Here is a 19,350-nt window from a genome sequence, read left to right as displayed (position 1 = left end):
AAAAATCATGCTTTGACCAACGCACGCTCGATGATCGGCGCGAGGTCCAGTCCGGTGGGCAAGGTGCCGAAGGCACCGCCCCACTGGCCGCCGAGCCGGCTGGCCAGGAATGCCTCGGCGACCGCCGGGTGGCCGTGGCGCACGACCAGTGAACCCTGCAACGCCAGCGAGATGTCTTCGGCGACTTTGCGTCCCCGGTACTGGATGGTCTCCAGGTCTTGCAGATCGCGTTGGAGTGTCGTGACGTGAGCGTCGAGGCGCGGATCGTGGCCGGTGGTTCTGCCGAGCTCATCGAACAGCACGTCGACACACTCGGGACGAGTGGCCATGGCGCGCAGGGTATCCAGCGCACTGACGTTGCCCGAGCCTTCCCAGATGCCCATCAGCGGGGCTTCCCGGTACAGCCGCGGCATCCCTGATTCCTCGACATAGCCGTTGCCGCCCAGGCATTCCATGGCTTCAGCGGCATGCGGAGTCGCCCGCTTGCACACCCAATACTTCGCGGCCGCCAAACCGATACGGCGAAGCAATGTCTCGCGTTCGTCGCCGCGGACCGCCTTGTCGGTGGCACCCGCCATCCGCATGGCCAGCATTGTCGCGGTCTCGGCTTCGACCGCGAGGTCGGCCAGCACGTTACGCATCAGTGGTTGATCGATCAGATACTCGCCGAACGCCTTTCGATGCTGGGCGTGGTGAACCGCCCGGCTCAGGCCGGTGCGCATGCTGGTGGCACTGCCCAGCGTGCAGTCGAGGCGGGTCAGGTTGACCATCTCGATGATGGTCGGCACGCCACGCCCCTCCTCGCCTACCAACCATGCTGTGGCGCCGTCGTATTCGACTTCGCTCGAGGCATTGGCGTGGTTGCCCAGCTTGTCCTTGAGGCGTTGCAGGAACATCCGGTTGCGGCTGCCGTCGGGCAGCACCCGAGGCAGGAAGAAACAACTCAGGCCGCTCCCCGTTTGCGCGAGCACCAGAAAGACGTCGCACATCGGGGCGGACGTGAACCACTTGTGGCCGGTGAGTGAGTAGCTGCCGTCACTGTTGGGGACGGCCTGTGTGGTGCCGGCACGGACGTCAGACCCGCCCTGCTTCTCGGTCATCGACATGCCGGCGGTGATACCGGCTTTCGTCGTCGCGAGCTTCAACTCGGGGTCATAGACCCGACTGGTCAGCAGCGGCTCGTAGATCGCCGACAGCTCCGGGTTGAACCGCAGTGCGGGCACGACCGCGTAGGTCATCGAGATCGGGCACATGTGCCCGGGTTCGGGCGTCCACACCGAGGTCTTCGCCGCGCGCACCACATGCGCGCCGTCGCGGTCGTCGGCCCATGGTGCGCCATGGAGTCCGTGGCCGACGGCAACCGTCATCAACTCGTGGTAGGCAGGATCGTATTCCACCTCGTCGACGCGATGGCCGTAGCGGTCATGGGTGTGCAGGATCGGCTGGTTGCGGTCAGCCAGTTCGCCCCACCGCTGGGCCTGCCTGCTGCCGCTGAGGGCCCCGAGCGCGGTCACCTCATCGACGCCCCATTCACCGCCCTCGCGAATGAGGGCTTCGGCGAGAACCGGTGAGGTGGCGGGGTTGTAGTCCTCGAGGGCAGGCACCTGGTTGGTGACGACGTGTGTAGCCATACCCCACTATTACAGTTTCTCGACAGTCGCACAATACTTGTAATACTCCCGGGTCAGGCCGCGGGCGGCTTCTGATCGGACTGCTTCGCGGGTTCGGCCGACCGAACACTGTTCAGGACGGTTTGGCCCTGTTGATCGATGAGCCTGGTGAAGATCTGCTGCGCATACCCGAACACCAGTGCCCACGCGAGAATCTGTGCCGGGGTATCCAGGGCGTTGAGGCCGGGCACGAACTGACCCCGCATCAGCAGCAGACCGAGAATTGCGGTGAGCGCACCGGTCGGCAGCTTGAGCGCCGCCAGAGCCACAGGTATCCCATAGCGTTCCGAGGATCCCTTGACATGGCTGATCGTGGCCGCCGAGGCGATCGCGGCGGCGACCAGCCCGACGAGCACGACGACGATCAGATCCCACTCGCCGGCGGTCTCGGCCACCACATCGTCGATTTCGCGTGCTTCGCGATTGTTGTCGACGCCGGCTCGCTGGGGTTCAAACGGCGGGGACTGGCTGGTGGGGCATACCACCGTCACCTCGTTGGCGTCCTCAGGCGCGAAGCACAACGGGATCAACTTCGGCTCGTTGTAGCCGATGATCGCTAGACCGACGACGAGCATCGACAGCAGCACGGTTGTGCTGACCACGATGTTGCGAAAACTCCGCAGCCGGACGTTCTCTCGCAGCGCCTCAGAGCTGGCCGCCCGAACCGTGGAGACGACCGTGTCCCGTTCCTGCTCCATCACCGCCGCCAGGGAACCGCGATCTGTACTGGCGAGGGTCTTGGCGAGCCGCTCCATCGCCTGACGTCCTGGGTCCGTCGATCGGAGATGACGCTGGACATGCCTGAGCAGCGAAGGGAGCTGTCCAGCCAGATAGGAGGGCGGGGCCAGGTTGAGCAACTGCGCCTCTGCGGCATCGAGGTTGCTCATCGCACGTTCCAGCAGAGGACCGGTGCGTGGCAACCGGATTCGGTTGGCGAATGCCGGCTTCTTTCCCCCCGCCGCGTCGCGAGCCGCGTCCAGATGGCTCTTGATCGCCGTGGAGAGCGCACCGCCGACATCGCGCGGATTGCCTACTGCGAGGTAGTCGACCAACGTCTCCAGTTCGTAGGCCCGCGTCAGGGTGCCCTCCCGCCAGGCCACCGACACGGGACCTCCGACGGGCCGGACGGCGGAGACAGCAGGCACCGCCGGCGACGAGTTCGGTGGTGCCTCGATGATGCTCACGGTGTGCCTTCAGCCATCAGAAGTGGAACGTGACCACCGCGGCGTTCCCACCTCGGCAGGTGACGCGGTCGCCGGTCCGGACGCACGCCATTCTGTAGGTCTTCTGAGTGGCCGGGCTGAAGACGTCAATTTCAACGGAGTCCCCGGGCACGGCGAAGTACCCCGCACGGACGTTTCTGGCGAATTCACAAGACGTCGTCGGACTGACGAGAAGGCCGTCACCGCACGACTTGTCGTCGCCATTCTCAGATGTCAGGCCGAGCCGCGCCAGAGTCGCGGCATCGGCGATCCCCGAGTCCGGCAACCCGGACCGTCGCTGAAACTCGCGGACCACCATTTCGGTCTTCGCGCCGAAATCGCCGTCTTCGTCCAGATCGGAATACTCCGGATAATCCCGATTGAGCCGCGCCTGCAATTTCCTGACATTGTCTCCGCGGTCGCCGCGCCTCAGGGAGTTTGCGGTGAAAGCCATGATGAGCCCCTCACGTCATCGTGTCGGTGATGCAGAGGAGCGTAAATTCCGTATGCGTCCGGCAGCACGAGTAGTGGACTACCCGAATTCGCCGGCGCGAAAGTGATGGCGCGGCAACTCCGCACATACTGGTCCGGTGATGACACCGAACACCCTCGTGCCCGCCGCCGACCTCGATCTGGAACTCGAGCGCGTTCCTGCCGAGCAATCGGTCAGCGGCGCACCGCGGACAGGGGCGGTGGCGTTGGACGACTTCCGCGGCGTGGAAATCGGCGTCTGGGAGATGACGCCGGGCGTGATGACCGATGTGGAAGCCGACGAGGTTTTCGTCGTGCTGTCAGGTTCAGGCTGGGTCGAGTTCGACGACGGCAGCCCGACGTTGCAGCTCGGGCCCGGGGCCGTCGTCCGGTTGAAGGCGGACCGCAGCACAGTCTGGACCGTCACCGAGACTCTCCGGAAGGTCTATCTCACCGGCGCGTGACCGGCGCCACGCGTCAAACCTGTTCAGCGCGAACACCACCACGGCCGCCAATGCCCAGCCCAGCAGTATGTCGACGACGAAGTGCTCTGCGGTGTACACCAACGTGAAAGCCATGACGAGCGGATACGCCACCAGCAGCGGCCGCCAACCCCGGTGTACGCGGTGCCACAGGAACGCCGCCACCGCAGCCGTCAACCCCGCATGCAACGACGGAATGGCCGCCACCAGATTGACGCTCGCCTGCCCCTGGTCGATCAATGCAGTGGCGGAGTGAAGGTTGAGCTTGCCCCAGCCGCGGGCGACGATCCGTTCGATCCAATCGTTGGCGCCGTCCTGACTGAACTGCATGTTGCCGAGCAGGCCGCCGTCAGGAACGCCGCGTGCTGGGCGGAACATGCACCGCGGCCCCGAGGGCCCGCCCTCGACATCGCCGGCCGTGCACCGCGCAGCCGCCCACGGCGGTGCGGCCGGAAGTATGGCGTAGATCGCCAACGCCACGAACGACAGCCCAACGAACAGCCGCACGAACGCCTTCCATTCGTCGCGGTTGCGCAGCCAAAGCACTCCGGCCACCACGTACGGCAGGATGAAGAACGACATGTAGACCGTGCTGATCGCAACTTCCCACCAGGGCGGGTGCGCCAGCTTCAGCCGCTCCTGCAGCCACACTGTCGGCATCGTCCCGAAGAACAGCCACCGGTCAGCATCGACCTGCCAGTGCCACATCGTCGGCCGGCCGATGAGATCCGCCGCTCCCCTACTGAGGTCATAGGCCACCAGCACCAATGCAAAAGGCAGCCAGTCGCGGATGACGTAGAGCACGCGGCGGCCCTGACCGATGCTCGCCGCCGCCAGCCCGCTGCAGATGTAGAGCAGCAACAGCTCGCGGTTGAACGCGAACCCGTCGGTGGCGGTGCGGTATATGACGATTGCGGCCCAAACCACGATCGCTACCCACCGAACGATCTTCAGGATGCGCTCACGCTTTGGGGCCGGTTCAAGGGCAGGCGTCAGCGCAATTGACGACTCGTCAATTGCGGTCACTCAGATAAGCGTAGTTCACCTCGACATCACCCAGCGTTGGGCAGCCGTTCGGTTACCGAACTGTGTTCATCCGACGTGTCCGCGCAGGAACGCGATGTCATCCTTGCGGCCCGCATCGGCGGTCTCGCAGATCACCGGCGCATCGGCGGCCTTGACGACGGCGGCCAACAGCTGCGGGTCGATCTGACCGGCACCGAAATTCGCGTGCCGGTCCGCCCCGGAGCCGGCGGCATCCCGCGAGTCGTTGCAGTGGACCAAATCGATGCGCCCGGTGATGGCCCTGATGCGCTCCACGGCGTCGATCAATGCCTCACCAGCCGCCCAGGCGTGGCAGGTGTCCAGGCAGAAACCGATGCCTTTGTCGCCGATCTGATCCCACAGCCGGGCGATCACGTCGAAGTGGCGGGCCATCGCATGATCACCGCCCGCAGTGTTCTCCAGGTACACCGGCACGTCGGTTTTGAGGTAGTCCAGCGCCTTGACCCAGCGCTCGAAGCCGGCCTCCATGTCGTTGTCGTCGGCATGTCCACCGTGCACGATCACGGCCGTCGCACCGATCTCGGCCGCCGCATCACAGGTGTCCTGCAGGATCTTGCGTGACGGGATCCGAACGCGGTTGTTCGCCGACGCGACATTGATCAGGTACGGCGCGTGCACATACAGCGGGACCGTCGACGCCTTGAGCACCTCGGCGTCCTCGCGCGGCTTGGGTTTCTTCCAGCTCTGCGGGTTGCCGAGGAAGAACTGCACGACGTCGGCGCCGTCAGCGGTGGCCGCGGCCAGCGGGTCAGCGTTGTCTACATGCGAGCCAATGAGCACGCCGCCAAGTCTAGTGAGACCGGCCGACAGCTCCTCCGGCAGCAGTCCGGGCGCGACGATGAGTTTCCCGGTCCACGTCGGTCCTAAGCACTATGGACAACGGCATATGGCCGATGGTGCACGCAGAGCGCGCCGCATTGATCGCCGACCTTGAGCATCTCGACGACGCCCAGTGGGAGACGCCGTCGCTGTGCGACGGCTGGACGGTGCACGACGTCGTCGCTCATCTGGTCGACGTGGCGGTGACGACGCCTACTGGCTTCATGGTCGACATGGCACTGGCGCGGTTCGACTTCGACCGGCAGAACGCGCGGGGCGTCGCACGTGCCCGCGGAGCGTCCCCGCACGAGACGTTGCAACGGCTTCGCCGAGCGGCCCCGCGGACGACGACTCCGCCCGCGCCTCTCGGTACACGGCTCGTCGAGGAAGTCGTCCACGGCGAGGACATCCGTCGGCCTCTTGGACTCTCGAGGGCCTATCCCACCGCGGCCGTCGTCAGGTCCTTGCGCCAGCAGGCCCGCATGTCGGTGTCGTTCGGTGGGGCCAAAGAACTCCTGACAACAGTCAGGGTGACGGCCACCGATGCTGATCTGTCGATCGGCCAGGGCCCGGAGGTGCTCGGAACGGCACTCGCCCTGTTACTCGTCGTCTCCGGGCGCCACGTCGCGCTCGACGAGCTCGACGGCCCGGGCCTCGCCTACCTCGCGGCATAGAAAAGAGCCCCCGCACGAAGCGAGGGCTCTTTCCTTGACTAGCTAGCGGTAGTCGCTGTAGCCGTAGTCGTCCAGCGGAACCGCGGCTCCGGTCGCCTGGCCGAAGTCCGGGCTGTAGTACTGATCCTCGTAGGACGGGATCGTGTACGCCGCAGCGCGGGCTTCTTCGGTCGGCTGCACCTGGATGTTGCGGTACCGGTTGATACCGGTACCTGCCGGGATCAGCTTGCCGATGATCACGTTCTCCTTCAGACCCTGCAGCTTGTCGCTGCGGCAGTTGATCGCCGCATCGGTAAGCACCCGCGTGGTCTCCTGGAACGACGCCGCCGACAGCCACGAATCCGTGGCCAGCGATGCCTTCGTGATACCCATCAGCACCGGACGGCCGGCCGCGGGCTCAGCACCCTCGGCAACGACCCGACGGTTCGCGGATTCGAACTCGGCACGCTCGGTCAGCGAGCCGGGCAGGAACTCCGTCGCACCCGAATCGATGATCGTGACGCGCCGCAGCATCTGTCGGACGATGACCTCGATGTGCTTGTCGTGGATCGACACACCCTGCGCCCGGTAGACCTCCTGGACCTCCTTGACGAGGTGGATCTGCACCTCGCGGGGGCCCTGGACACGCAGCACCTCGTGCGGATCCGCGGAGCCTTCCATCAGCTGGTCGCCGACCTCGACGTGGTCGCCGTCGGAGAGCACGCCCTCCGAGCCGTCCTCGTGCGTGATGACGCGCAGCCGCTGACGCTTGGTGAGCTTGTCGTAGACAACTTCCTCGCCGCCATCGTCGGGAACGATGGTGATCTTGAAGAACTTGTCGCTCTCCTCCAGCCGGACCCGGCCCGCGACGTCGGCGATGGGTGCCTTGTTCCGCGGAACACGAGCCTCGAAGAGCTCCTGCACGCGGGGCAGACCACCGACGATGTCGGCGCCACCGGTAACACCACCCTGGTGGAAGGTACGCATGGTCAGCTGCGTACCGGGCTCACCGATGGACTGGGCGGCGACGATGCCGACGGCCTCGCCGATGTCGACCAGCTTGCCGGTGGCCATCGAGCGGCCGTAGCACCTGGCACACACACCGGTGGCCGAGGTGCAGGTCAGCACCGAACGCACCTTGACGTGGTCGATGCCGGCAGCCAGCAGCGCGTCGATCGCCGGGTCGCCCAGGTCGTGTCCGCGTTCGACGATCACGTTGCCCTTGGCGTCGACCGCATCCGTGGCCAGCGTCCGGGCGAACGCACTCGTCTCGACGTGCGCATCGCGGATCAGCGAACCGTCGGCCTGTCGCTCGGCCAGCGTGACGGTGATGCCGCGCTCGGTCTCGCAGTCGGTCTCGCGGACGATGACGTCCTGCGACACATCGACCAGACGACGGGTCAGGTAACCCGAGTCAGCGGTACGCAGAGCGGTGTCCGCCAGACCCTTACGGGCGCCGTGGGTGTTGATGAAGTACTCCAACACCGTCAGGCCCTCACGGAACGAGGACTTGATCGGCCGCGGGATGAACTCACCCTTCGGGTTGGTCACCAGGCCCTTCATGCCGGCCAGGGTGCGGGTCTGGGTGAGGTTACCCGTGGCGCCCGACCGCACGATCGTGATGATCGGGTTGTCCGCCGGGTAGAACTCCTCCATCGCCTTACCGACCTCTTCGGTGGCGTCCTGCCAGATCTTGACCAGCGAGTCGTTGCGCTCCTTGTGGTTCAGGGCACCACGCTGGTACTTGCGCTCGATCGCGTCGGCCTCGGCCTCGTGCCGCTCCAGGATTTCCTGCTTCTGCGGCGGCACCAGAACGTCGGCCATCGAGACCGTGACACCCGAGCGGGTGGCCCAGTGGAAGCCGGCGTCCTTGAGCTTGTCGACGGTCTGCGCCACAACGATCATCGGGAAGCGCTCGGCCAGATCGTTGATGATCCGGGCCTGGACCTTCTTGTGCATCTGCTCGTTGACGAACGGGTACGAGATCGGCAGCAGCTCGTTGAACATCACGCGACCCAGCGTGGTCTCGGCGGTCCACGCCATGCCCGGGCGCCAGCCGTTCTCGAACAGCTGGTGCTCGAGATCAACGGGGGGACGCAGATCGGTGAGCCGCACCTTGATCTTGGCGCGAACCGACAGCGCACCGCGGTCCAGGGCCATGATGGCCTCCGCCGGGCTGCTGTACACACCGCTCTCCGGGCTGTCCTTGGCTGCGGCCACGTACTCGCCGGTGTCGCCCTCGACCTCGGTGGTCAGGAAGTACAGCCCCGTCACCATGTCCAAACGCGGCATGGCCAACGGCTTACCCGACGCAGGCGACAGGATGTTGTTCGAGGACAGCATCAGGACGCGGGCCTCGGCCTGCGCCTCCGCGGACAGCGGAAGGTGCACGGCCATCTGGTCACCGTCGAAGTCGGCGTTGAACGCCTCACACACCAGCGGGTGCAGCTGGATGGCCTTACCCTCCACCAGCTGAGGCTCGAAGGCCTGGATGCCGAGGCGGTGCAGCGTAGGTGCACGGTTCAGCAGCACCGGGTGCTCGGCGATGACCTCTTCGAGGACATCCCACACCTGGGGACGCTGACGCTCCACCATGCGCTTGGCGCTCTTGATGTTCTGCGCGTGGTTCAAATCGACCAGACGCTTCATCACGAACGGCTTGAACAGCTCCAGAGCCATCAGCTTCGGCAGACCGCACTGGTGCAGCTTGAGCTGCGGGCCGACCACGATGACCGAACGGCCCGAGTAGTCGACGCGCTTGCCGAGCAGGTTCTGACGGAACCGGCCCTGCTTGCCCTTGAGCAGATCGCTCAACGACTTGAGCGGACGGTTGCCCGGTCCGGTGACCGGACGACCACGACGGCCGTTGTCGAACAGCGCGTCCACCGACTCCTGAAGCATGCGCTTCTCGTTGTTGACGATGATCTCGGGCGCGCCGAGGTCGATCAGTCGCTTCAACCGGTTGTTGCGGTTGATCACGCGGCGGTACAGGTCGTTGAGGTCGGAGGTCGCGAAGCGGCCACCGTCCAGCTGCACCATCGGGCGAAGCTCCGGCGGGATCACCGGCACGGCGTCGAGCACCATGCCCATCGGCGAGTTCCGGTTGGTCTGGAACGCCGCGACGACCTTCAGCCGCTTGAGCGCACGCAGCTTCTTCTGGCCCTTGCCACTGCGGATCGTCTCGCGGAGGCTCTCGGCCTCGGCGTCGATGTCGAAGGTCTCGATGAGCTTCTTGATCGACTCCGCACCCATGGCGCCGGTGAAGTACTCGCCGTAGCGGTCCTGCAGCTCGCGGTAGAGCACCTCGTCCACGATCAGCTGCTTGGGAGCCAGCTTGGTGAAGGTGGTCCAGATTTCCTCGAGCCGGTCCAGCTCACGCTGGGCCCGGTCGCGGAGCTGACGCATCTCCCGCTCGCCGCCGTCGCGCACCTTGCGGCGCACGTCGGACTTGGCACCCTCGGCCTCCAGCTCGGCCATGTCGGCCTCGAGCTTCTGGGCGCGGGCCTCCAGGTCCGAGTCACGCTGGTCCTCAACGGCCTTACGCTCGACGGCCATCTCGGCCTCCAGCGTGGACAGCTCGTTGTGGCGCATCTCGTCGTCGACAGAGGTGATCACGTAGGCCGCGAAGTAGATGATCTTCTCGAGATCCTTCGGGGCCAGGTCGAGCAGGTAGCCCAACCGGCTCGGCACACCCTTGAAGTACCAGATGTGCGTGACGGGCGCGGCCAGCTCGATGTGGCCCATCCGCTCACGACGCACCTTGGCGCGAGTGACCTCGACGCCGCAGCGCTCACAGATGATGCCCTTGAAGCGGACGCGCTTGTACTTGCCGCAGTAGCACTCCCAGTCGCGAGTCGGTCCGAAGATCTTCTCGCAGAACAGGCCGTCCTTCTCTGGCTTGAGCGTGCGGTAGTTGATGGTCTCCGGCTTCTTGACCTCGCCGAAGGACCAGTTACGGATGTCGTCCGCGGTGGCGAGGCCGATGCGGAGTTCATCGAAGAAGTTGACGTCTAGCACGTAACTCCCTTTCCCCTTGCGGGATTTGTAGCCAATAACACTTAGGCGAGATCTTCGACCGACGCGGACTCGTTGCGGGACAGGTTGATTCCCAGGTTCGCGGCAGCGCGCTCCAGGTCCTCGTCGTCACCGTCACGCATCTCGATTGCCGCACCGTCGCTGGAGAGCACCTCAACGTTGAGGCACAGCGACTGCAGCTCTTTGAGAAGCACCTTGAACGACTCCGGAATACCGGGTTCGGGGATGTTCTCGCCCTTGACGATCGCCTCGTACACCTTGACTCGACCGACGGTGTCGTCAGACTTGATGGTCAGCAGTTCCTGCAGGGTGTAGGCGGCGCCGTAGGCCTGCATGGCCCAACACTCCATCTCACCGAACCGCTGGCCACCGAACTGCGCCTTACCGCCCAGCGGCTGCTGGGTGATCATCGAGTACGGGCCGGTGGAACGAGCGTGGATCTTGTCGTCCACCAGGTGGTGCAGCTTGAGGATGTACATGTAGCCGACCGTCACCGGGTACGGGAACGGCTCGCCACTGCGGCCATCGAACAACTGCGACTTGCCGTCGCCGTTGACCATGACGTCACCGTCGCGGTTCGGCAGGGTCGACGACAGCAGACCTGTCAGCTCATCCTCGCGAGCACCGTCGAACACCGGGGTGGACACGATGCTGTCCGCCGGGGCGGAGAGCAGGTCCTCGGGCAGCTTGCTCGCCCAGTCCGGAGTGCTGGTGGCAACGTCGATGTTCCAGCCGGCCTTGGCTACCCACCCGAGGTGGGTTTCCAGGATCTGGCCGATGTTCATACGACGCGGCACACCGTGGGTGTTCAGGATGATGTCCACCGGGGTGCCGTCGGGCATGAACGGCATGTCCTCGACGGGCAGGATCTTGCCGATGACGCCCTTGTTGCCGTGGCGTCCGGCGAGCTTGTCGCCGTCGGAGATCTTGCGCTTCTGCGCGACGTACACGCGGACCAGCTCGTTGACGCCGGCGGGCAGCTCGTCGTCATCCTCGCGAGAGAACACGCGGATGCCGATGACCTTGCCGGACTCACCGTGGGGCACCTTGAGCGACGTGTCGCGGACCTCGCGGGCCTTCTCGCCGAAGATGGCACGCAGCAGACGCTCTTCCGGGGTCAGCTCGGTCTCGCCCTTCGGGGTGACCTTGCCGACCAGGATGTCGCCGTCGCGGACCTCGGCGCCGATGCGGACGATGCCGCGCTCGTCGAGATCGGCCAGCACCTCATCGGAGACGTTCGGGATGTCCCGGGTGATCTCCTCGGCGCCCAGCTTGGTGTCGCGGGCATCGATCTCGTGCTCTTCGATGTGAATCGAGGTGAGCACGTCCTCTTCCACCAGGCGGTTGGAGAGGATGATCGCGTCCTCGTAGTTGTGGCCCTCCCACGGCATGATCGCCACGAGCAGGTTCTTGCCCAGTGCCATCTCACCGTTCTGGGTGCACGGTCCGTCGGCGATGACCTGGCCGGCCTCGACCCGTTGCCCGGCGTCCACGATCGGACGCTGGTTGGCACAGGTGCCGTGGTTGGACCGGGCGAACTTGCGCATCCGGTAGGTGTGCCGGGTGCCGTCGTCCGCCATCACGGTGACGTAGTCGGCGGAGACCTCCTCGACGACGCCCGTCTTCTCGGAGACGACGACATCGCCCGCGTCGATCGCGGCACGCAGTTCCATACCGGTGCCGACCAGCGGTGCCTCACTACGCACCAGCGGAACGGCCTGGCGCTGCATGTTGGCACCCATCAGGGCACGGTTGGCGTCGTCGTGCTCGAGGAACGGGATCATCGCGGTCGCGACCGACACCATCTGGCGCGGCGAGACGTCCATGTAGTCGACCTGATCGGCCGGCACGAACTCGACCTCGCCGCCCTTCTTGCGGACCATGACGCGGTCTTCGGTGAAGCGGCCGTCGTCAGCGATCGGCGAGTTGGCCTGCGCCACGACGTGGCGGTCCTCCTCGTCGGCAGTCAGGTAGTCGATCTGGTCGGAGACCACACCGTCGTTGACCTTGCGGTACGGCGTCTCGATGAAGCCGAACGGGTTGACCCGGGCGTACACCGACAGCGAGCCGATCAGACCGATGTTCGGACCCTCAGGAGTCTCGATCGGGCACATGCGGCCGTAGTGGCTGGAGTGCACGTCGCGAACCTCAAGGCCGGCGCGCTCGCGGGACAGACCGCCGGGGCCCAGCGCCGACAGGCGGCGCTTGTGGGTCAGACCCGAGAGCGGGTTGTTCTGGTCCATGAACTGCGACAGCTGGCTGGTGCCGAAGAACTCCTTGATCGCCGCCACGACGGGACGGATGTTGATCAGGGTCTGCGGCGTGATCGCCTCGACGTCCTGGGTGGTCATGCGCTCACGCACGACACGCTCCATACGGGACAGGCCGACCCGGATCTGGTTCTGGATCAGCTCGCCCACGGTGCGCAGACGACGGTTGCCGAAGTGGTCGATGTCATCGACCTCGACCGGAACCTCGACTCCACCGGGGACCGTCATCATCTGGTCACCGTGATGCAGCCGCACCAGGTACTCGATCGTGGCGACGACGTCCTCTTCGGTCAGCGTCGAACTGGTGATCGGCTTACCGGCGTTGAGGCCGAGCTTCTTGTTCACCTTGTAGCGGCCCACGCGGGCCAGGTCGTAACGCTTCTCCTTGAAGAACAGGTTCTCCAGCAGGGTCTGCGCGGACTCCTTGGTCGGCGGCTCGCCCGGGCGCAACTTGCGGTAGATGTCCAGCAGCGCCTCGTCGGGACCGGCGGTGCTGTCCTTCTCGAGCGTGCCCATCATGATCTCGGAGAAGCCGAAGCGCTCCACGATCTGCTCGTTGGTCCAGCCCAGTGCCTTGAGCAGCACGGTGACGGGCTGACGGCGCTTGCGGTCGATACGCACACCGACGGTGTCACGCTTGTCGATGTCGAACTCCAGCCACGCGCCGCGGCCGGGGATCACCTTGACGCTGTGCAGCGTCTTCTCGGTGGACTTGTCGATGTTCTCGTCGAAGTACACACCGGGCGACCGGACGAGCTGGCTCACCACGACACGCTCGGTGCCGTTGATGATGAAGGTGCCCTTCTCGGTCATCATCGGGAAGTCACCCATGAAGACCGTCTGGCTCTTGATCTCGCCGGTGTTGTTGTTGATGAACTCGGCCGTGACGAACAGCGGGGCCGCGTACGTCATGTCCTTGTCTTTGCACTCGTCGACCGGGGCTTTGACCTCGTCGAAGCGCGGATCGGAGAAGCTCAGCGACATCGAGCCGGAGAAGTCCTCGATCGGTGAGAGCTCCTCGAGGACCTCTTCGAGACCACCCTTGGGTTCGGTGTCACCGCGGTCCAGAGCCTTCTGCCGCCACCCGTCGGACCCGACCAACCAATCGAAGGAATCGGTCTGAACGTCGAGTAGCCCCGGAACCTCAAGCGGCTCGCGGAGCTTGGCAAATGAAACTCGGTTCGGTGCTCCTGGGACGGAGTTATTGGTGATAGCGTTCGCTGACTTGCTCTGGCTAGAGACGGCCAAGATGCATCCTTCCAGCACCTCATGCGACGATCAGGAGCCGGATAACACCGGACCATTTGTCGCGATTCTGCGTCGGTTCGGCTGGCGTTCTGCCTGTCCAAAACCCCGGACGCAAGGCACAGGACTAGATACTGAGCAAATACTCAGGCTAGGACCACGGTGTCAAGTGCAGGTGAGGTGGGCAGGATGCAGCCAGCGCAACGTCCAACAATAGCGCAGAACGGCGCATTCCTCAACCACCACAGCTCCACTGCATGAAACGGGTCGCCTGGCGCTGGCTGGCGTCCTTAAACCCTTCACACATGCTGCCCAACAGATTGGTCGGTTTGGGCCCGTCCGTCAAGAGCTCATGCAGTGTTTTGGCAGGAGTTTCCCCCGTGGTCGAGCAGCGTTGAGCCCTGCACCCTGGGTTCGGTCGTCGGGCGGCCCAGCCTCCACCCTGAGCGCCCGCAGCTGCGCCGTGGCCGGCGTCGCCGTAGGCGCCCTGCGGATCGCACCAGGCGTCCACAGTGACCGCGCCCCGAGTCGGCACCGGAAGCGAGGACGGCTCACCGACGTCCGATCCCTGTGATGTCGAATTCGGCGCGCCACCGACGGGCACCAGGTTGGCCAGAAATTCGATCAGCTCCGTTGACACCCTCAATGACACCGGCATGGACGAAGGGCATCCGGTCCGGACAGCGATTGTGGTCCCCCAGCCAGCACAAACGGGGCGGCGGAGGCAATGAACGGTTTCTCGGGGTGACGAACGTCGCTATGGTGTGAATATGTAAATACAAAGTTCGATTGGCGTGAAAGTCCAGCCATTCCCGGTCGAAATTTGCACTTTAGACAAATCTGAAACTCAAGCTCGAGAAGTATGCCCGGCTCCGGTCGCGCCATCACCGGCCATTCTTTTCAACGAGGCTTCCTGAGCCAGGCCACTCGCACCGACTGAGTCAACAACCGCACGGTTGAAAGATCGCCCTGCAACTGTCAATCCGGCTGCCGGCAGGAAAGAGAACGCCATGACAGCAATTTCAGCAACGGCGCCTGCGGCGGCGGCTTACCGCGAAACTCCCGTGCTCGCTTCGATCAGCGGCCACGACGATGTGGCAGCACTCGATCCGGACGAGCTGCTGACGCTGGCCCGGGAACTGAGAACGTGTCTGATTGAGACTGTGACCGCGACCGGCGGGCACCTGGGTCCGTGCCTGGGCACGGTGGAGCTGACCATCGCGCTGCACCGGGTATTCGATTCTCCGCACGACGTGCTGATATTCGACACCGGGCACCAGGCATATTCGCACAAACTCCTTACCGGCCGCGCTGCCGATTTCCACACACTGCGCAAATGGGGCGGGTTGTCCGGGTATCCGAGTCGGCCCGAGTCGTCCCACGACTGGGTGGAGAATTCCCACGCTTCGGTGAGTCTCGCCTGGGCCGATGGAATGGCAAAAGCGATGCACATGCGCGGTGAGACTGGCCGGCGCGTTGTCGCAGTCATCGGAGACGGTGCCGTGACCGGCGGTGTGGCGTGGGAAGGGCTGAACAACCTCGGTGCATCGAGTCTGCCGGTCATCGTCGTACTCAACGACAACGATCGCTCCTACGACCCGACTGTCGGGGCCCTCGCAGCACATCTTGGACAGTTGCGGCGGCGCGAGTCCGAAGTTGGGAACCTTTTCACGACGCTGGGATTCGCATACCTGGGCCCGGTCGACGGACACGACGTCATGGCCACCAGCGCCATGCTGCGCCGAGCAGCCACTATCACTGGGCCAGTCGTCGTCCATGCGGTGACGGCGAAGGGGCGAGGGTATCCACCTGCGGAGGCCAACGCCGATGATCGGATGCACGCTTGCGGCGTCGTGGATCCCAGAACCGGCCAGTCGACCATGTCAAGCGGCGGGCGCAGCTGGACAGACGTGTTCGAGAATGAGATTGCCGAGTTGGCGCGGACCCGCCAGGATGTCGTCGCCCTGACCGCGGCAATGCGGTTACCGACCGGGCTGGGTGCGTTGTCGCGATCAAACCCACATCGCGTGTTCGACTCCGGTATCGCCGAACAACATTTGCTCGCCTCGGCGGCTGGCATGGCCACGGCCGGCGCGCATCCGGTAGTGGCGTTGTATTCGACGTTCTTGCACCGCGCGCTCGACCAACTCCTCCTCGACATCGGCTTGCACCATCTACCGGTCACCGTGGTGCTGGACCGGGCAGGCATCACCGGACCGGACGGTCCCAGTCACCATGGCATTTGGGATCTGGCGTTGCTGAGCTGCGTACCGGGAATCCGGGTTGCTTGCCCGCGCGACGCCGCGCGCTTGCGCGAGTTGTTACACGAGGCGATCGACGTCAATGGCCCGACCGCACTGCGCTACCCCAAAGGCACTGCTGGGCAAGATATTCCCGCAGTGGCTCAACTGGCTGGGATGGACATCCTCTACGACAGCCCGCAACCGACATGCGATGTCCTGCTGGTATCAGTCGGCGCGATGGCCGGTTCCTGCCTCGAGGCTGCCGCGGAACTCACCGACAGCGGCATCGGTGTGACAGTCGTCGATCCTCGCTGGGTCTGGCCGCTCAATCCCGCTCTTGCGGCAGTCGCGGCCCGGCACCGCATCACCGTGAGCGTCGAAGACGGCATAGCCGATGGCGGGATCGGCACTCGCCTGGTGCAGATGTTGAGCGAGCAGTCTCCGACCTACATTCGGGCACTCGGGTTGCCCACCGCATACATTCCACACGGTTCCCGCTCAGAACTGCTGGCGCACTTTGGTTTGACGGGCTCGGACATCGCAACGGCCTGCCGATCGCTTCTGCGGACCGCCCCTGAACATTCCGCAGCCTGACCCAGTGCCAGTTCGGAAATGACCGCAACGTGATGACAGGACGCAAGAACCATGACTAGAGCAGACCTGGGCAAGAACGCCGCCGAGGTGGCCGGCATGTTCGACCAAGTCGCAGCCGGCTATGACCGCACTCGAGCCCGGTTGTGGTGGGGGCGGATGGACACGTGGGGCGAAGAGATGGCCAAGGGCGCCGACGCTGGACCCGGACGTCGAATCGTGGATGTCGCGGCGGGGACGGGTACATCGGCGGCCATCTTGGCCCGCCACGGGGCTCGTGTTGTGGCATGCGACATCTCTGCAGGCATGCTCGCTGTCTGCGAACGACGCCACAGCCATCTGCAGACGGTGCTTGCCGACGCTCATCGACTGCCGTTCGACGGACAGAGCTTCGATGCCGCGACAATCTCGTTCGGCTTGCGAAACATGGCGAAACCTCAAGTCGTTCTGGCGGAAATGCGCGCTGCCACCCGCCCGGGTGGCCGGTTGGTGGTATGCGAGTTCAGCATGCCGCCCGGGCGCATACCGCGGATCGTATTCGGGGCGTACTTGCGGTACGTCGTGCCGATCATCGGACGGGCGATCAGCAGCAACCCCGAGGCATACAAGTACCTCGCGGAGTCGATTCGGGCATGGCCAGATCCAGAGGTGCTCTCCCAGTGGATCAGTCAGGCCGGCTGGAGCCAGGTTTCGTTCCGTCGCTTGGATTGGGGCATAGTTCACGTTCACACTGCAGTCGCGCCCTTTTCCTCGGAAGAACCTGTCGCGCAGCAGGATCAGGATCCGGCAAAGCGGCCGTGACGTGAACCCGTCCACCATCCAGTCTCGAGTGATTGTCGACGAGCTGGCGCGCAACGGCGTCCGACACGTCGTGTTATGTCCGGGGTCGCGCAACGCACCGCTGTCGTTCGCGCTCTATGACGCCGTACAGACCGGCAAGGTCTCTTTACACGTGCGCGTTGATGAACGCAGCGCGGGCTTTCTCGCATTGGGCCTGTCGCGTGGATTGGCACTTGGCGGGCGAAGCCGAGAAATTGCCGCGGTTGTCTGTACATCGGGAACCGCCGTGGCGAACCTCCACCCGGCGGTGTTGGAAGCGCACCACTCGGGCACGCCGATGTTGGTGATCACGGCCGACCGGCCACCCGAGTACCACGGCACCGGCGCCAGCCAGACGATCGATCAACACGCCATCTACGGGAATGCCGCTGCCGCAGTGGAATTTCCGGTAGCCGAACGGCGCTGCGGTCAGAATGCACTGTGGCGGGGATTGGTCTGCCGCGCGGTTGGGCTCGCCCGCGCCGGGACAGCCGTGCAACTGAACATGCCATTCCGCGAACCCCTTGTGCCCGACGGCGACGAAGACTGGCCGGAATCGACAAGTGGCCGCATCGGTGGGACACCGTGGACCCGGACTTCGGAGTCGACCGACGAGATTCATGGTGGATCTCCGGACCAGCTGACGCCCCGCACCCTGATGATCATCGGCGAAACCCGGCCCGATGCCGCGCTGGCAGCGAGTCGCACCGCCTGGCAGCTGGGCTGGCCGGTGCTCGCAGAGCCAACGAGCGCTGGATACGCGACCCTCGACTCCGACAATGCCGTCGTCAACAACGGGGCACTCATCGCCCAGCTGGACGAATTGCCCAGCTGGCTTCTCCCGGATTCTGTTGTCGTGGTTGGCAGATCGACTTTGAGTCGCGGGGTGCAGCGGATCGCCGCGCAGGCCCCCGTGCTACATGTCGTCGGCGACCCCGTGCATCGAACCGACCTTCGACACTCCGCTCACCAGGTGAGCGTCTCGCTCGTACCGGAAGGACCGCACCGGTGCGCATGGCAGCGCCTCGCCCAGAGGTGCGATCCAAGTTGGCTGCGGGCCTGGCTCGACGCCGACGCCGCCGCCGCCAAGGTGGTCGACGACGTATTGTCGAGCCAACCCTGGCCGAGCGGACTACAACTCGCCCGCAACCTGGTCGATGCGCTGCCCGCGCGATCCCTGTTGTTTGTCGGCGCCTCAAACCCCATTCGCGACGTCAACCTGGTCGCGGTCCCACGCAGCGACATCCACGTGGTGTCCAATCGGGGGGTTGCCGGGATCGACGGAAGTATTTCCACTGCGGTCGGCGCGGCGCTCGGCCTCGCCGACGGCGCTCCGGACGGTCGCACCGCATACGCGCTGATGGGCGATTTGACGTTCCTGCATGACATCACGGGTCTGGCCATGGGCCCCGCCGAACCACGACCCGATCTCACCATCGTGGTTTTGAATGACTCTGGTGGCGGCATCTTTTCACTCCTGGAACAAGGCGAGCCACAGTACGCCGAGCAGTTCGAACGGATATTCGGCACACCTCAGAGTGTCGACATCGCCCGTCTCTGTGCCGGGTTCGGTGTTCCCCACCAGCGAGTGGACACCGCCGATGAGTTCCGCGCGGCAATCACACCGAGGCCCGGTGTGCGTGTCGTGGAAGTGGGTTGTCCACGATCCATACTCCGTCCGTTGCATACGCGGCTCCGCGCCGCAATTGCCGCCGCCGTCGCCAACACCGTTCCCCGTCAGCAATAACAGCCCGGGCGCTCCGAAACAGTTGAGCGTGCTGTCAA

The 19,350-nt window shown here is 64.9% G+C and carries 11 protein-coding genes and 1 pseudogene; 5 read left to right on the top strand and 7 right to left on the bottom strand.

Annotation, left to right across the window (positions count from 1 at the left end):
• Positions 1-5: 5 nt before the first annotated feature.
• Genes ABQF30_RS01995 through ABQF30_RS01985 form a run of 3 tightly spaced genes read right to left on the bottom strand, consistent with a single transcriptional unit; the run spans position 6 to position 3,326 of the window.
• On the bottom strand, positions 6-1,631 hold the full coding sequence (locus ABQF30_RS01995) for an acyl-CoA dehydrogenase family protein (RefSeq protein WP_448460630.1): 1,626 nt from the start codon (positions 1,629-1,631) through the stop codon (positions 6-8).
• Positions 1,632-1,684: 53 nt separating this feature from the next.
• On the bottom strand, positions 1,685-2,854 hold the full coding sequence (locus tag ABQF30_RS01990) for a hypothetical protein (RefSeq protein WP_448460629.1): 1,170 nt from the start codon (positions 2,852-2,854) through the stop codon (positions 1,685-1,687).
• A 16-nt stretch (positions 2,855-2,870) separates the two neighbouring features.
• The gene (locus tag ABQF30_RS01985) at positions 2,871-3,326 is read right to left on the bottom strand and encodes a peptidoglycan-binding domain-containing protein (protein WP_448460627.1); all 456 of its coding nucleotides are present in this window, start codon (positions 3,324-3,326) and stop codon (positions 2,871-2,873) included.
• A gap of 139 nt (positions 3,327-3,465) precedes the next feature.
• Between ABQF30_RS01985 and ABQF30_RS01980 the strand changes: the two are divergent.
• Positions 3,466-3,732: pseudogene (locus tag ABQF30_RS01980) on the top strand (cupin domain-containing protein); the annotation flags it as partial.
• Here ABQF30_RS01980 and ABQF30_RS01975 read toward each other — a convergent pair.
• Entirely contained in the window at positions 3,670-4,851 is a 1,182-nt protein-coding gene (locus ABQF30_RS01975; protein WP_448460626.1) for a phosphatase PAP2 family protein, read from the bottom strand. The pseudogene ABQF30_RS01980 and the gene ABQF30_RS01975 sit on opposite strands and share 63 nt — an antisense overlap.
• Positions 4,852-4,917: 66 nt before the next feature.
• Complete coding sequence (locus tag ABQF30_RS01970) at positions 4,918-5,670, bottom strand: deoxyribonuclease IV (protein WP_448460624.1); 753 nt, start codon at positions 5,668-5,670, stop codon at positions 4,918-4,920.
• 92 nt (positions 5,671-5,762) lie between these two features.
• Between ABQF30_RS01970 and ABQF30_RS01965 the strand changes: the two genes are divergently transcribed.
• Entirely contained in the window at positions 5,763-6,383 is a 621-nt protein-coding gene (locus ABQF30_RS01965; RefSeq protein WP_448460622.1) for a maleylpyruvate isomerase family mycothiol-dependent enzyme, read from the top strand.
• 42 nt (positions 6,384-6,425) lie between these two features.
• Here the strand turns inward: ABQF30_RS01965 and ABQF30_RS01960 are convergent, their stop codons facing one another.
• Together ABQF30_RS01960 and rpoB are read right to left on the bottom strand one after the other, a co-directional pair.
• Entirely contained in the window at positions 6,426-10,379 is a 3,954-nt protein-coding gene (locus tag ABQF30_RS01960; protein WP_448460620.1) for a DNA-directed RNA polymerase subunit beta', read from the bottom strand.
• Between the two features lie 41 nt (positions 10,380-10,420).
• Complete coding sequence (gene rpoB, locus ABQF30_RS01955) at positions 10,421-13,933, bottom strand: DNA-directed RNA polymerase subunit beta (RefSeq protein ID WP_448460618.1); 3,513 nt, start codon at positions 13,931-13,933, stop codon at positions 10,421-10,423.
• 1,043 nt (positions 13,934-14,976) lie between these two features.
• On the opposite strand from rpoB, the gene ABQF30_RS01950 reads away from it, so the two are divergent.
• From ABQF30_RS01950 to menD, 3 genes are read left to right on the top strand one after another with little or no spacing between them, the layout of a single operon-like run.
• The gene (locus ABQF30_RS01950; RefSeq protein WP_448463364.1) at positions 14,977-16,749 is read left to right on the top strand and encodes a 1-deoxy-D-xylulose-5-phosphate synthase; all 1,773 of its coding nucleotides are present in this window, start codon (positions 14,977-14,979) and stop codon (positions 16,747-16,749) included.
• 51 nt (positions 16,750-16,800) lie between these two features.
• A complete protein-coding gene (locus ABQF30_RS01945; protein WP_448460616.1) occupies positions 16,801-17,547 on the top strand; it encodes a ubiquinone/menaquinone biosynthesis methyltransferase in 747 nt (248 codons plus the stop codon).
• Position 17,548: 1 nt separating this feature from the next.
• Entirely contained in the window at positions 17,549-19,312 is a 1,764-nt protein-coding gene (gene menD / locus ABQF30_RS01940) for a 2-succinyl-5-enolpyruvyl-6-hydroxy-3-cyclohexene-1-carboxylic-acid synthase (RefSeq protein WP_448460615.1), read from the top strand.
• Positions 19,313-19,350: the final 38 nt, after the last annotated feature.

The organism is Mycolicibacterium sp. XJ870 (genome assembly GCF_053483975.1).
The sequence above is the reverse complement of the archived record's forward strand: the minus strand, read 5'-3'. Positions and strand labels throughout refer to the sequence as shown.